Source organism: Limnobacter thiooxidans, from assembly GCF_036323495.1.
Classification (GTDB): Bacteria; Pseudomonadota; Gammaproteobacteria; order Burkholderiales; family Burkholderiaceae_B; genus Limnobacter; species Limnobacter thiooxidans.
This window is the reverse complement of record NZ_AP028947.1, coordinates 2,072,422-2,085,868: the sequence shown is the minus strand read 5'-3', so window position 1 is coordinate 2,085,868 and position 13,447 is coordinate 2,072,422. Positions and strand designations below refer to the sequence as shown.

Here is a 13,447-nt window from a genome sequence, read left to right as displayed (position 1 = left end):
CTCATGTTGGTTCCGTATTACTTGCGCTCGTTGATGGGCACGAATTTCTGGTCTTCAGGGCCTGTGTAGTTGGCGCTTGGGCGAATGATCTTGCCATCAATGCGTTGCTCAATCACGTGGGCGCTCCAGCCGGAAGTGCGAGCAATCACGAACAGGGGTGTGAACATGGCGGTGGGCACGCCCATCATGTGGTAGCTCACGGCGCTGAACCAGTCCAGGTTGGGGAACATTTTCTTGATTTCCCACATCACGCTTTCAAGGCGTTCGGCGATGTCGTACATCTTCATGTTGTTCTGTTCTTTGGAGAGGTCTTCTGCCACTTTCTTGATGACCACGTTGCGGGGGTCGCTCACGGTGTACACAGGGTGACCAAAACCGATGACCACTTCCTTGCGCTCAACACGGGCGCGAATGTCGGCCTCGGCTTCTGCAGGGTTGTCGTAACGCTTCTGGATTTCGAAAGCCACTTCGTTGGCGCCGCCGTGCTTGGGGCCACGCAGGGCACCAATGCCACCACAAATGGCGGAGTACATGTCGGAACCTGTACCGGCCACCACGCGGCTGGTGAAAGTGGACGCGTTGAATTCATGTTCTGCGTACAGAATCAGCGAGGTGTGCATTGCACTAACCCAGCTGTCGCGGGGCTTTTCGCCGTGCAGCAGGTGCAGGAAGTGGCCGCCGATTGAATCGTCGTCGGTTTCCACTTCAATGCGCTTGCCGTTGTGGCTGTAGTGGTACCAGTACAGCAACATGGAACCCAAAGAGGCCATCAGCTTGTCGGCAATGTCGCGCGCGCCGGGGTGGTTGTGGTCGTCTTTCTCAGGCTGCAGGCAACCCAGTACGGAAACGCCCGTGCGCATCACATCCATGGGGTGGGCTGATGGGGGCAGGGCTTCCAGAGCCTGCTTCACGCCAGCGGGAATACCGCGCAGTGCTTTCAGTTTTTGCTTGTAGCCAGCCAGTTCAGCCACGGTGGGCAACTTGCCATGCACCAGCAGGTAAGCAATTTCTTCAAATTCAGTGGTGGTGGCCAAATCAAGAATGTCGTAACCACGGTAAGCCAAATCGTTGCCGGTGCGGCCTACGGTACACAGGGCTGTGTTGCCGGCGGCAGTGCCAGACAAGGCAACTGATTTCTTGGGCTTGAAGCCGGGGGTTGTTGTTTGCTGTTCAGACATGTTCTGTCTCCTGAAAATCAAAATAGGGTTCTGTAAAAAAGTTGGTTAAATTATTTTTGCTGAAACAGGGCATCCAGCTTTTGTTCAAAGCCGTGATAGCCAATGCTGTCATACAGCTCCATGCGGGTTTGCATGGTGTCCAGCACATTCTTCTGTGTGCCGTCGCGGCGCACAGCCTCGTACACATTCTGTGCGGCCTTGTTCATGGCGCGGAATGCGCTCAGCGGGTACAACACCAAGCCCACGCCCACACCTTTCAACTCTTCAGTGGTGAACAGGGGGGTTGAACCAAATTCGGTGATATTGGCCAGCACAGGCACTTTCACGGCATCCACGAATTGCTGGTACATGCTCAGTTCAGTCATGGCTTCAGGGAAAATCATGTCGGCACCGGCTTCCACGCAGGCGCAGGCACGGTCGATTGCAGACTGCAACCCTTCAACAGCCAGCGCATCGGTGCGGGCCATGATGACGAAGTCGTCTGAACCACGTGCATCCACGGCGGCTTTCACGCGGTCGACCATTTCAGCCTGGGTCACGATGGCTTTGCCGGGACGGTGGCCACAGCGCTTGGCACCCACCTGGTCTTCAATGTGCATGGCGGCTGCACCGGCTTTCATCATGGCCTTGGTGGTGCGGGCAATATTGAAAAACGAGGAACCAAAGCCGGTGTCCACGTCCACCAGCAGTGGTGTGTCGCAAACATCAGTGATGCGGCGTACATCAGTCAGCACATCGTCCAGGCCGGAAATGCCCAGGTCAGGCAGACCCAGTGAACCGGCAGCAACACCGCCACCGCTTAAGTAGATGGCTTTGAAGCCGGCGCGCTTGGCCAGCAAGGCGTGGTTGGCGTTGATTGCGCCAATTACTTGCAAAGGTTGTTCTTCTTTTACAGCTTGGCGGAAACGTGCGCCTGCGGAATTTTGAGTCATGGAATTCTCCTGGTTGTATGGCGCAATGTAGTGCAGGGTTCGTGCCAGCTAATGTGGCTACCAATAAAGCATATATTTTTCAGTCACTTGGGTGGGTTTTTGATTTTCCTTACTGTCATGAAGGTGGTGTTTTAATGAATTGCTGTCTAAAATGAGACGGCAAGATGTTTCAAATAAAAATGGTGGTTTAAATGAAACCAAGAATTGTGGTGTTCAGCATTAGTGCTTTGGCGGGAACCCTGCGGGAAATCGGCCGCGACTACGCCGATTCAGCCAACATCGAGTTGGTGCCCAAGGCCTATGAAGACGCCTTGTCTTATGCGCGAAACCGCTATTACACCGACACGGCTGATGTGTTTATTGCAGCGGGCTCCAATGGCGCGTTTTTGCAAAACCAGCTGGAAGCACCACTGGTGATTATTCGCACTGACGGTTTTGACGTGATGCAAGCCTTGGCCTCCGCCAGAAAGACATCCGCTGCAGTGGGCTTGGTCAGTTATGAACATGCATTTGATGAACTAGAACAATTTGCGCGTGCATTCGATGTACCTTTGAACACCCGCACCTACCGCACCCCTGAAGACGCACGCCGCGCGGTTCGAGAGCTCTCACAACTCGGTGTTCAGGTGGTAGTCGGTTCAGGGCTTGTCACCGAGATTGCCCAGGAAATGGGCATGGACGCCATTCTGATTTATTCCCGCCAGGGTGTGGTCAAGGCGTTTGAAGAAGCCATTCGCCTGGCGGGTGCCAAAGCCACGGGTGGCGTGCGTCGAACCAATCAAACCTACACCTACCACACCGAGCAAGACTTGATCGGCGCAAGCATCGCGATGGACAAACTGCGCAGCACAATTCGCCTCTGTGGAAGCATTGACCTATCGGTACTTATTCAAGGCGAAACAGGGGTAGGCAAAGAATTGGTGGCCCAATCCATTCACACCTCCAGCCCGCGGGCTGGAAAACCCTTCGTGGCCATCAATTGTGCATCGCTGACCGAAAGCCTGCTTGAAAGTGAATTGTTTGGTTATGAAGAAGGCGCGTTTTCCGGGGCCGTCAAAGGAGGGCGCGCCGGCATGTTCGAAAGCACCCAGGGTGGCACTGTGTTTCTGGATGAAATCGGCGACATGCCTATGGCGTTTCAAACCCGACTGTTGAGAATTCTCGAAGACAGCACTGTGCGCCGAATTGGTTCGGTGTCATCGCGCAAGGTAGACTTCCGTTTGCTGGCCGCCAGCAACGTGAATTTGCAACAGGCAGTTGAAGAAGGGCGTTTTCGCGAAGACTTGTATTTCAGGCTCAATGAAATGTTGATTCAAATACCGCCACTGCGTGAACGTTCTGAGGACATCGCGGAACTGGCGGGCTACTTTTTGCGAACAACTCCCGTGCGGGTCAGCAAAGCACGTTTCGATGAGTTTCTGAATGTGGCCCTGCCAGTTTTGAAAGCATTGCCTTGGCCTGGCAATATTCGGCAATTGAAAAATGTTTGCCGCAGGGCAGCCGTGTTGATGCTTCAGGAAAGCGATATACAAGATTGGCGTGGCTGGTTTCCTGATCTGCTTCAAACGCCTGAAGCAAAGCCGGAACTCTTTCGAACCGCTGTTCACAGTGTTGTTGAAGGTGACCATGCCATGAATGAATTGGCTTTGGCTTACACCCGGGCTTCCAAAGACAATCGTGCAGCCATTGTTAGGCAGGCTTTGAGTTTGGCCAACGGCGAGGTGCAAAAAGCAGCCGACGGTTTGGGTTTGAGTCGTTCTACAATCTGGCGGCTTGGAAAAGCCATTTAATTTCGCGAATTGTTTCTTTTTTCCCTGTGATTTCCTCCATATTTTTCACGGTTCTTGCGACCCTTGTTTACTTGGGCTATTTGCCATTTGCGCTTTTTGGTATTTATCTTTTCATCAGTGCAGTGACGTTTGCTGAGTATGCTCTCGACAAGTCAGCTGCAAAGAAAAATCGCTGGCGAACTTCAGAAAACACCTTGCACATACTTTCCCTGGTTGGTGGCTGGCCGGGTGCATTGGCCGCACAGCGAATGCTTAGACACAAGAACAAAAAATACAGTTTTCAATGGATCTTTTGGTGCACTGTCGTCTTGAACGTTACTGGCTTGATCGGACTGTTGACATCAGGCGGTGCAAGGGCCATGCAGGTTTTTTTGTCACAATGGGGTACTTGACCTGCCTTGTTGAAGTTTGCTCCGGGTATTGTTTACTCACCTGCGGTAAGCTCCTTCCATGCTGACTAAATCTATAAAAGTCCTTGAGTCTGAAGTCGAGTTTTCTGCCATTCGTGCCCAGGGCGCGGGCGGACAAAACGTCAACAAAGTTTCCAGTGCAGTTCACCTGCGGTTTGATATTCGCGCATCGTCTCTTCCCGCACACATTCAGGAAAAGTTACTGGCCTTGCAAGACCAGCGTTTGACCAAAGAGGGGGTGATTGTCATCAAGGCCCAAACCTCTCGCAGTCAGGAACAAAATCGTATTGATGCTTTGTGTCGGCTCAATGAACTGGTGGCCGAAGTGGCCAAACCAGACAAGGTCCGTCGAGTAACTCGACCAACCTTGGGTTCAAACCGCCGTCGCTTGCAGGGAAAAACCATTCGTGGACAGGTCAAGGCCTTGCGTGGCAAGGTTCAGGATTGAATGAAATTCAGGTCTCCGTTCTGCAGTCCAATCGCGTTACAAGTTCGCAAGTGCTCTTATGATGGGGCAGTAGCTATTTCATCCACTGTTGTTTTGCAGGAGAATCAATGGACTTTATTCGCATACTGATTGCCATATTCATACCACCACTGGGCGTATTTTTGCAGGAAGGTTTTGGTAAACACTTCTGGATCAACATTGTGCTGACCTTGCTGGGCTACATTCCTGGTATTGTGCACGCCGTCTATATCATCGCCAAAAAATAAAGTCGGCGAAGGGATCACTCCGTTCGGGGGTGGTCCACTACCTCATTTGTGAATTTGATGGCCGTGTCTGACACTCCCTCTTTTATGCGGATCGTTCCGCGACTGAAATCGAGGGACCAGTTTCACAATGAGTTCAGCACAAGTAAACATTTGTCAATATGTCCTCAACTATTGTGCCTATTACCTGGCCTTGCACTACCTGATTTTGACTTTCACTTTTGCTTGGTTTGGCAGAAAGGCTGCAGAAAAATTTGAAGTACTGCGCAAGTAACGCGCATGTCCGTCATTTGATCAGCACCTCCAGACGAATGTTGAATTTCTTGTATGTCGTATTTGCAGCGCATCCGTTATTTGCTCACCCCCACCAACTTTTTTGAGGAAAACTAGATGCAAGCCACGAAACTAATTGGAGTTCTCTTGATTGTTGCAGGTACCTTGGGACTTGTTTATGGTGGTTTCAGTTACACCGAAGAATCCACCGCAGCCAAAATAGGTTCTGTAGAAATTAATGTCGATCAGGAAAAGCAGGTCAATGTTCCAATGTGGGCAGGTGTTGGTTCCATTGTAGCGGGTGCCTTGTTGCTGTTGGTGGGCGGTGGTCGTCGACGCTAAGCCTTAACGTCCAAGGCAATCAAACAAAAGACCACGCAACAATTCGCGTGGTCTTGTTACCTTGTTCCATTTCCACTTCAAGCACTTGCCTGGCACCCACACTGCGCATCAGGTTCTTGGCCGGCGCAACATTTTCAGCCTTTGATACAAGCGTGGTGAACCAGCGGCACTGGTTTGCAAATTGACTACTTTCATTGATCATGGTTTGCAGAAAACCCTGTTCGCCACCTTCACACCAAAGCTCATTTTTTTGACCACCAAAGTTCAGCGATGGTTTCGACTTACTGGCTGCTTTTTCCCCCCGGTTGAAGGCTAGGCTGTTGACTTTTCGCTGGTTGCTTTTCATGGCTTCTTTTTGCGAGGCATGAAAGGGTGGGTTGCATACACTCAAATCAAATCGCTCTCCGGGTTTGATCACACCATCAAATATCTTTCGTTTGTCACGTTGTAAACGTAACTCGATCTTGTGTTTCAATTCCAGGTTGTTGTCTAGTATGGCTGACAGATTCTTCAATGCAACAGGATCTATTTCACTGCCTGAACACAGCCAGCCATAGGTTTGCGCGGCTAGAAGCGAGTAAATACCGTTGGCCCCTGTCCCAATGTCCAGCATACGGACAGGGCGTGAATCGGACGCTACAATGCCATTACTCTGCAACAGGTCAGCTGCGTAATGGATATAGTCCACGCGGCCAGGTATCGGCGGGCACAAATAACCCTCTGGCACGTTCCAGGCCTCGATGCCATAGTGATGTTTGAGCAGAGCACTGTTCAAGGCCTTGACTGCGGCTGCATCTGCAAAATCAATCGACTCATCACCATATTTGTTTGGCTTCACATGTTTTTTAAGCACAGGGTGCGCAGCAACAAGGGCTGTAAAGTCGTAGCCATTGTTGTGCAAATTTCTGGGGTGAAGCGTTTTACTCACTTTTGGCCTTTTGTGCCTTGGCCCTGGCCGCCAAATCGTGGCAGCCGGTCTTGTTGGCGTTTTGTTCTGAATCCGGAGTGCCCGTGTCTACAAATGGAAGTATGGCAGCAAACGGATTGATCAAGGACAAGAGCGCAGCACTTGCCACCTTGCTGGCCAATGGACCTTTCTGCAATGACACATTGGGTGAGCCCATTGAACCGGAAATCAGCAGCGGCGTACGCAGGCTCATGGGGCTGAAGTCCTTTGGGGTTACAGCCACTTTCAAATCAAGCGCCTCTGTTTGCATGGATACGCTGCCATTGACCCACAGTGCCGAGTCCTGGGTGTCGATCAAAAAAACACGGGGTCGAAGAACTCCTTCAGTCGCTTCCAGATCAGCCACCGCGCAGCTTATATTCAACACCTTGTCGCCGCTAAACCAAACCCCCAGTGCTTCAGCCGCATCCAGCCCAGCAGCTTCAATCACAAGATGCGACATCGTTCCGTTTTCAACTTCAGTTCTGATCTGCCCCTTCAAACTTGCCAATATTTCGGCAGTTGACCGGCCTTGACCTTTCAGTTGCGCGGCTCCCTTGAACTCACCAGTGACATAAGGGGTCTGGTTTTCCGAACGGGTTAAATTCAGCCACTGTTCCAGCTTGATGTTTTTCCACTTCAAGTCCAGTTCCCAAAGGGCGAGTTCTTTTTGGCCGTCCAGTTGCACCATGCCCACCAATTCGCCTTGCGCAGTTTTGGCTTCAATGTCTGCAATCCGGAGTATTCCATCCGTCAATAACAAATGAGCGCGCAGCGGGCGAAGCGGCTTCAGGATTTCGCTGCCCAGGTCCAAATTGTCGATGTCGATGTTTACATCTGCATTCATGGCCCGCAATGCAGGCAAATCAAACGGTTGGTTCGGCAACACCTTGCCAGAAGTATTCTTGACGTCATCTGCTTTTGTTGTTGAGGCGCCCACCGTTGGTCCTAGGTCAGCCAGAACCAGGGAGGTTCCTTTTAGGGTGCCTGAAAGCATCGGCGGGTGATCTGCGCCGTTATAGACAAATTCTCCGGTCAAGTGACTGCTGCCAATGGTGGCGCTGGCAATACTGGCTTTCCAGGTTTTTTCATCGCGCTTCAAATCACCTTCGGTCCGGAAAGAGGGCGTATTGGGTAAAGTAAGTCCCAAGGCGTCACCCACTGTGGCCAAAGATGTACCGCTAACCACAAAATGTCCGGAAAGCTTTTGCATTTTCAGTGCATCGGCGGCATGACCCTTGAAGCTTAATTTCACTCCTTGCAGCGAAGCATCCAGCGTCACGGGAATGGGTTCTGCGTCATCGGCTACCCAAGGCAGTACACCACTTGAGGTCAATTCAACATTCAACTTTTTGTTTTGGTATTCGCCTTGGGCGCTCACCTTCAATGCGCTCGTCTGTGCATTGCTTTCTTGGAGCGCGAGTTGTGCGTTCAACTTCAAGTCAAGCGGTGCATCGTTGTAACGAATTGTTCCTGCCTTGATCGCCAGAAGTCCAAAATTGGGTGGTGGAGAGGTTTCGGTGCGAGGCTTGTCGGGGTCGATCTGCCAAGATGCACGCCCGTCTTCAAGGCGTTCAAAGTGCGCATCCAGGAAATCCGCTTTCAGGGTTTCGATTCGCAACGTATTTTCCGGATTCATTCCCCAACCCAGCAAATCACGGTAATTCAATACCAGAGTCAGGTTTTTTCCTTGCACCATATACGGCGCTTCACTCCAGCTCGGTGCGCCCAATTGGACATAACCCAGTTCAAGGCGAATGCCGCCAATCAGACGAAGTTGGAAGTCTGCCTCGTCCTGATTGGGATTCGTTAGATGAACCTCTCGCTTCAATGCTTGACCCAGCCACTGTTGAGCCGGCTTGGCAAGAAAAGGCCAACCCATCCATTCACAAAGCCCAATGGCCAGAACAAGCAGGACTGCAAAAAATCCAAATGCTTTCAAAACAGGTTTTTTGCGACGTTTTTCAGTGGTGATTGTGTAATTCAAGGTAGATCCGGAGTGTTCACGTTCCCTTGTTAACGCATTCTGGCGTTTCGGGTTCGCTTTGAATTTAATCCAACAGGGTAACCGAATCAGCCTGGTTCGGGTCCTTGTTTTGTTGTATCACCCGGAATGGATTCGGGTCAGTCCATTGCGCCTTCCGTCTTTGGCTCACCGTTAACAGAGTTAAACCGAGTTGAACCATTTCACCTTTTTCTTTAACTCAATGAACAGAGAATCCAGTGAGTAAACCCAATGACATATCAAACCCTGAATGCCGCATTTTTTGGTAGTTTCTCCACTTCTTACAATTTGACAAATGGTGTGGTCAAATTCCAGCACGCCTACTGTGAACCCAGCTTTGCAAGTGTGGAAGTATTCAATTCAATTCGCCATCGTTCATCAGTTGCATTAAAGAAATTCAATTCACCCTCTGAAATGCTTGATGTGGTGTCCAACTGGAGCGACATTGATGTTCTGGTTGTTGCCGGATTTTCCTATCGTTTGCCCATGGAGGTGATTCGGCGTTTCAAGTGGGTTATCAACATGCATCCAGGGGACCTGTTCACCAATCGCGGGGCCACGCCTCTGGCGAACGATATACTCCGGAAAAATCTTTTTTTTACCAGTTCACTTCATGTCATCGATTCGGAACGTCTCGATTCAGGGCCTTTTATCAGTTCAGCGCGATTTACCGCACGTTACGATCAAACCTATTTGGACAATCAAACCCGTCTTGATAATTTTGGGGGTTTGTTGTTGGTTGAGGCCCTTTCCCGGATCTCAAGCGGTTCAGATCTGGGAGCTTCACACTGGACACCAATGCCTGGAAGTTACCAACCTCGGGTGCCTGTTGAAACCATGGTGCGCATGGTCAGCGCCAAGTCCTTGAACGATTTTTTGGCAGAAAATCAAAACCTGCTATTTCAACCCGCCTGAGTCTGCCTTAACGAACGCCTTTTCCCGAATTCTATTTTCTTAGGGTTCGGGCTTTCATCACCTCGAAGTAATACCTGTAACTTGCCCGGTCGTGAAGCTCGCCCTTAATTTGTATTGGGCCCCAGTTGGCTTGTTCTGCTTCTGTTAACACCAGAATTGCTTCTTCCAGTTCACTGTCGGTCGGCAGCATGGCCGAAATGATGTGCACGATTTGATCAGGGTGAATGCTCCACATTCGCGTGAAACCGAAATCCCGTTTTGCACGCTGTGCATCTTCCGCTGCCATTTCCGGTTCCAGAATATTTCGCGTCACATTGTGTGAAGGCACTTTGCCGAACCGGTGGCAGGCTGCAGATATTTCCAGCTTGGCGCGGCGCACCAGCGGGTTTTCAAACTGCCCCGGTGAGTTCAAGGCGGTTTTGGGAATGGCGCTGCGATGGCTGGATATAAAGTCCATGATGCCGAATGACAGTGATTCCACTGCTTCCAGCCCGGCAATTGCCTGAACGTCAGCCAGTGCACCGTGTGTTTCAATCAACACATGCAAGGGCGGGGGTTCAACACCGGCTTTTGCGCATTGCTCGCGAATTCGGCTTATTGTCAGTTTCACATCTTCGCAGTTCTCGGGTTTGGGCAACATCAGGTAGGCAGGCAAGGGCACTCCTTCCCGCAGCACAATCGGTAACTCCACTTCGAATATCGGGTCTCGTACTGGGTGAATACGCACACCAGGCCTTCGGGTTTCACAGCCATAGCGTACGGAAAAGTCGAGCAGGCTTTGTGCAACCCATTTTGCAGTTTCCGTTTCCTGGCCCACTGCGGCGCCATCTTCCAGGTCAAGGGTAATGTCGAAGCAGGCACCGATTTCCGCGCGTATCTGCAAGGCTTTTTCGAAAAACCTCGGGCGGCCCGCGTAATGGTCGCAAACGGGAAGTTCTACGCGCGCATGGTCTTCGCTGTACAAAATGGTGGCAATGGTCGACAAGTCCAGGTTGTGCTTTTTCACACTGCGTTTCCTTTTGTTCCAATAAAAAAAGCCAGCATTACTGCTGGCCTTTTTATCATGAAAAGCAGATGAATTACTTGCCGAGCAAGTGCTTCACGCCTTCACGCTCTTCCATCAGTTCGTTCAGGGTGATGTTGATACGTTCCTGGCTGAACGCGTCAATTTCCAGACCCTTCACGATTTCAAACTTGCCGTTGGCACAAGTTACGGGGAAACCGAACTGTGTGCCTTCAGGAATGCCGTAAGAGCCGTCTGAAGGAATGCCCATAGTCACCCACTTGCCGTTCGTGCCCAGCACCCAGTCGCGTACGTGGTCGATGGCGGCGTTGGCAGCAGAAGCAGCAGAAGACAGGCCACGCGCTTCAATAATGGCAGCACCACGCTTGCCCACTGTTGGCAGGAATGTGTTGGCGTTCCATTCCTGGTCGTTGATCATGTCCTTCACTGATGCGCCGTCGATTGTGGCGAAGCGGTAGTCAGCATACATCGTGGGTGAGTGGTTGCCCCACACAGCCAGCTTTTCAATAGAGGCCACTGGCTTGCCAGTTTTGGCCGCAACCTGGCTCAAAGCACGGTTGTGGTCCAGGCGCAGCATGGAAGTGAAGCAATTTGGATCCAGGTCAGGGGCAGACTGCTGTGCAATGTAAGCGTTGGTGTTGGCAGGGTTGCCTACAACCAGTACTTTCACGGTTGGCTTGGCGTTGTCGTTCAATGCCTTGCCCTGTACTGTGAAAATGGCGCCGTTGGCTTCCAGCAGGTCCTTGCGCTCCATGCCTTTGCTGCGTGGGCGTGCGCCAACCAGCAAAGCCACATCCACGTCTTTGAACGCAGTGGCAGGATCGTCAGTGATGACCACGCCTTGCAGCAATGGGAATGCGCAGTCTTCCAATTCCATGACCACGCCTTTCACAGCGGGCAGGGCCGGTGTAATGTCCAGCAACTGCAAAATCACGGGCTGGTCTTTGCCCAGCATGTCGCCATTGGCGATACGGAACAACAGGCTGTAGCCAATTTGGCCGGCGGCGCCTGTAACGGCTACACGCATTGCGGGTTTGGTCATGTCAAACACTCCGAGGGATTAAAATGGAAGGCCATAGTTTAGCGCCAAACGCTGACACCTTGTTGACGAATCTGGTGGTTTAGAGGGGTTTAACTTTTAAAAGTCCTCTATAAGATATAAGATATGGAATGATGAGTAAAAACAAGACCGAGACAAATTTTGCAGCCTGCTAACCCCACATTCAGCCCGCTTTATCAGCAAATCAAAGGTTTGCTGCTGAAAAGCCTTCAGGATGGCGAGTGGAAGCCGGGCGAACTCATCCCGTCTGAAACAGAACTGGCTGCCCGCTATGGCGTGAGCCAAGGCACCGTGCGCAAGGCAATCGACGAGCTGGCAGCTGAAAACCTAGTGGACAGAAAGCAGGGTCGGGGCACCTTTGTGGCCACCCACAACGAAGCAAAGTCGGAATACCGGTTTTTGCGTCTGGCGGCCGATGAAGAACCCAACGTCAAGCCCAAATCGACCTATTTGTCCGTCGACCGAATTCGGGCCAGCTCTCAAATCGCCAAGCTCCTGGACATCAAACCCAGTGATTCCGTGTTTGTGGTCAAACGAGTGCTTCGTTTTGATGGCGTGCCTCGCATTTTTGATGAAATCTGGCTGCCAGCCTCTCAGTACAAGGGCTTGACCCTAGAGCGGCTTCAGCAATGCAATTCAACTTTGTACGGGTTTCTGGAAAGCAGTTTCAATGTCCGCATGTTGCGCGCCACTGAACACATCAAGGCAGTAAGCGCCCAGTCAGAACAGGCGGATATTTTGCGGGTCGACGTGGGAACGCCTTTGTTGCTGGTCGAGCGCCTGTCGATGACGTATGCTGATCAACCAGTTGAGCTTCGCCGTGGCTGGTATCTGACCGACAAGTTCTCCTACAGGAATGAATTGTATTGAATTGATACAAGTCTTTTGCACGCAAAAGAATGCATTTGATCCCGAAAACATTAAAAATGAAAAACAAGCGACTTTAACCTTCGGGCAATTTGGTTCAAAATAGTAACTTGTCCGAGAATGGTTTTTTTAAAGGATTCAAGCTGGAACGCCATGTGCATTCAGCCCGGTTTTTAATCACTTTTACAAGAACACGAGCATGTCAAACAATGTTGCGAAGAAACGTCCGGAGTACCGGAATATTCATGTCACACAAATCCTGAAGTATCGTCTGCCTTTGGCTGGAAAGCTGTCCATTCTGCACCGTGTCAGTGGCGCAGTGCTCTTCCTGGCGCTTCCCATTATTCTGTTGCCGCTTTTCGACAAAAGCATCACTTCCGAGCTGACATTCCTTGAAATGCAATCTCTGGTCAGCAGCCCGCTGGTCAAGATCGTGCTGTTGGGCTTGATCTGGTCCTATCTGCATCACTTTGCCGCAGGTATCCGTTACCTGGTCCTCGACATGCACGTGGGCACCGAGAAGTACGCCGCCAGTAAAAGTGCCGCGATCGTATTTGCTATCAGCTTGAGCCTCACCGCCTTGTTCGGTCTGAAACTGTTCGGAGTGTTTTAATCATGGGTAACAATATCGGTTCCAAGCGCCTGGTTGTTGGCGCACATTACGGCCTGAAAGAATGGGTGGCCCAGCGTATCACCGCGGTCATCATGGCTGTTTACACAATCGGCCTGTTCCTGGCCGTGTTGTTTACACCTGATATCGACTACGTCAAGTGGGTCGGTTTCTTCAATTTCACCGTGTTGTCGTTCCCCTTGGGCAAAATTCTGGCCTTGCTGGCATTTTTCTCATTGTGCTACCACGCCTACATTGGTATTCGCGACATCTGGATGGACTACATCAAGCCCACCGGTATTCGCCTGTCGTTGCAAGTTTTTACAGCTTTGTGGTTGCTCGGCGCTGCCGGCTACGCGGCTGACATTCTCTGGAGGGTCTAAA

General features: G+C 51.2%; 15 protein-coding genes. 9 read left to right on the top strand and 6 right to left on the bottom strand.

What is annotated here, in order from left to right; all coding sequences use genetic code 11:
* Nucleotides 1–17: 17 nt before the first annotated feature.
* Entirely contained in the window at nucleotides 18–1,178 is a 1,161-nt protein-coding gene (gene prpC / locus RGQ30_RS09545; protein WP_130556138.1) for a bifunctional 2-methylcitrate synthase/citrate synthase, read from the bottom strand.
* A gap of 50 nt (nucleotides 1,179–1,228) precedes the next feature.
* Nucleotides 1,229–2,110 carry a methylisocitrate lyase gene (gene prpB / locus RGQ30_RS09540; protein ID WP_130556139.1) on the bottom strand — a complete coding sequence of 294 codons (882 nt, stop codon included), beginning with the start codon at nucleotides 2,108–2,110 and terminating at the stop codon, nucleotides 1,229–1,231.
* 191 nt (nucleotides 2,111–2,301) lie between these two features.
* On the opposite strand from prpB, the gene prpR reads away from it, so the two are divergent.
* The 5 genes from prpR to RGQ30_RS09515 all read left to right on the top strand — a co-directional run bounded on the left by prpR (nucleotide 2,302) and on the right by RGQ30_RS09515 (nucleotide 5,636).
* A complete protein-coding gene (prpR, locus tag RGQ30_RS09535) occupies nucleotides 2,302–3,900 on the top strand; it encodes a propionate catabolism operon regulatory protein PrpR (protein ID WP_130556140.1) in 1,599 nt (532 codons plus the stop codon).
* Nucleotides 3,901–3,926: 26 nt separating this feature from the next.
* Nucleotides 3,927–4,292: a DUF1294 domain-containing protein gene (locus tag RGQ30_RS09530; protein WP_338284364.1), complete on the top strand. Its 366-nt coding sequence runs from the start codon at nucleotides 3,927–3,929 to the stop codon at nucleotides 4,290–4,292.
* A 58-nt stretch (nucleotides 4,293–4,350) separates the two neighbouring features.
* Nucleotides 4,351–4,758, top strand: a complete 408-nt coding sequence (arfB, locus tag RGQ30_RS09525; RefSeq protein ID WP_130556141.1) for an alternative ribosome rescue aminoacyl-tRNA hydrolase ArfB — start codon at nucleotides 4,351–4,353, stop codon at nucleotides 4,756–4,758.
* A gap of 107 nt (nucleotides 4,759–4,865) precedes the next feature.
* Nucleotides 4,866–5,024: a YqaE/Pmp3 family membrane protein gene (locus RGQ30_RS09520; protein ID WP_130556142.1), complete on the top strand. Its 159-nt coding sequence runs from the start codon at nucleotides 4,866–4,868 to the stop codon at nucleotides 5,022–5,024.
* A 387-nt stretch (nucleotides 5,025–5,411) separates the two neighbouring features.
* Complete coding sequence (locus RGQ30_RS09515) at nucleotides 5,412–5,636, top strand: hypothetical protein (protein ID WP_130556143.1); 225 nt, start codon at nucleotides 5,412–5,414, stop codon at nucleotides 5,634–5,636.
* Between the two features lie 19 nt (nucleotides 5,637–5,655).
* On the opposite strand, the gene rlmF is transcribed toward RGQ30_RS09515, so the two are convergent.
* Both rlmF and RGQ30_RS09505 read right to left on the bottom strand, forming a co-directional pair.
* Nucleotides 5,656–6,564, bottom strand: a complete 909-nt coding sequence (gene rlmF, locus RGQ30_RS09510; RefSeq protein ID WP_130556144.1) for a 23S rRNA (adenine(1618)-N(6))-methyltransferase RlmF — start codon at nucleotides 6,562–6,564, stop codon at nucleotides 5,656–5,658.
* Nucleotides 6,557–8,569, bottom strand: a complete 2,013-nt coding sequence (locus RGQ30_RS09505) for an AsmA family protein (protein WP_338284363.1) — start codon at nucleotides 8,567–8,569, stop codon at nucleotides 6,557–6,559. The genes rlmF and RGQ30_RS09505 overlap by 8 nt, the downstream gene beginning before the upstream one ends.
* Nucleotides 8,570–8,818: 249 nt before the next feature.
* On the opposite strand from RGQ30_RS09505, the gene RGQ30_RS09500 reads away from it, so the two are divergent.
* Nucleotides 8,819–9,502 (top strand): formyltransferase family protein, encoded by a 684-nt coding sequence (locus RGQ30_RS09500; protein ID WP_130556146.1) that lies wholly within the window; start codon nucleotides 8,819–8,821, stop codon nucleotides 9,500–9,502.
* A gap of 31 nt (nucleotides 9,503–9,533) precedes the next feature.
* Here the strand turns inward: RGQ30_RS09500 and RGQ30_RS09495 are convergent, their stop codons facing one another.
* Both RGQ30_RS09495 and RGQ30_RS09490 read right to left on the bottom strand, forming a co-directional pair.
* Nucleotides 9,534–10,508, bottom strand: a complete 975-nt coding sequence (locus RGQ30_RS09495) for an HpcH/HpaI aldolase/citrate lyase family protein (RefSeq protein WP_130556147.1) — start codon at nucleotides 10,506–10,508, stop codon at nucleotides 9,534–9,536.
* A gap of 73 nt (nucleotides 10,509–10,581) precedes the next feature.
* On the bottom strand, nucleotides 10,582–11,568 hold the full coding sequence (locus RGQ30_RS09490) for a malate dehydrogenase (RefSeq protein ID WP_008248504.1): 987 nt from the start codon (nucleotides 11,566–11,568) through the stop codon (nucleotides 10,582–10,584).
* A gap of 159 nt (nucleotides 11,569–11,727) precedes the next feature.
* Here RGQ30_RS09490 and RGQ30_RS09485 point away from each other — a divergent pair, with 159 nt between their 5' ends.
* The 3 genes from RGQ30_RS09485 (at nucleotide 11,728) to sdhD (ending at nucleotide 13,446) form a co-directional block, all read left to right on the top strand.
* A complete protein-coding gene (locus RGQ30_RS09485) occupies nucleotides 11,728–12,456 on the top strand; it encodes a GntR family transcriptional regulator (protein WP_298215723.1) in 729 nt (242 codons plus the stop codon).
* Nucleotides 12,457–12,652: 196 nt separating this feature from the next.
* Nucleotides 12,653–13,066, top strand: coding sequence for a succinate dehydrogenase, cytochrome b556 subunit (gene sdhC, locus RGQ30_RS09480; protein WP_130556148.1), 414 nt, complete (start codon nucleotides 12,653–12,655; stop codon nucleotides 13,064–13,066).
* A complete protein-coding gene (sdhD, locus tag RGQ30_RS09475; RefSeq protein WP_298217037.1) occupies nucleotides 13,066–13,446 on the top strand; it encodes a succinate dehydrogenase, hydrophobic membrane anchor protein in 381 nt (126 codons plus the stop codon). The genes sdhC and sdhD overlap by 1 nt, the downstream gene beginning before the upstream one ends.
* Nucleotide 13,447 lies beyond the last annotated feature (1 nt).

Bases quoted from the DNA above. Each gene is read 5' to 3' on its own strand.
- prpC (WP_130556138.1), bottom strand. From the start codon at position 1,178: ATGTCTGAACAGCAAACAACAACCCCCGGCTTCAAGCCCAAGAAATCA.
- prpB (WP_130556139.1), bottom strand. From the start codon at position 2,110: ATGACTCAAAATTCCGCAGGCGCACGTTTCCGCCAAGCTGTAAAAGAA.
- prpR (WP_130556140.1), top strand. From the start codon at position 2,302: ATGAAACCAAGAATTGTGGTGTTCAGCATTAGTGCTTTGGCGGGAACC.
- arfB (WP_130556141.1), top strand. From the start codon at position 4,351: ATGCTGACTAAATCTATAAAAGTCCTTGAGTCTGAAGTCGAGTTTTCT.
- RGQ30_RS09520 (WP_130556142.1), top strand. From the start codon at position 4,866: ATGGACTTTATTCGCATACTGATTGCCATATTCATACCACCACTGGGC.
- RGQ30_RS09515 (WP_130556143.1), top strand. From the start codon at position 5,412: ATGCAAGCCACGAAACTAATTGGAGTTCTCTTGATTGTTGCAGGTACC.
- RGQ30_RS09500 (WP_130556146.1), top strand. From the start codon at position 8,819: ATGACATATCAAACCCTGAATGCCGCATTTTTTGGTAGTTTCTCCACT.
- RGQ30_RS09490 (WP_008248504.1), bottom strand. From the start codon at position 11,568: ATGACCAAACCCGCAATGCGTGTAGCCGTTACAGGCGCCGCCGGCCAA.
- sdhC (WP_130556148.1), top strand. From the start codon at position 12,653: ATGTCAAACAATGTTGCGAAGAAACGTCCGGAGTACCGGAATATTCAT.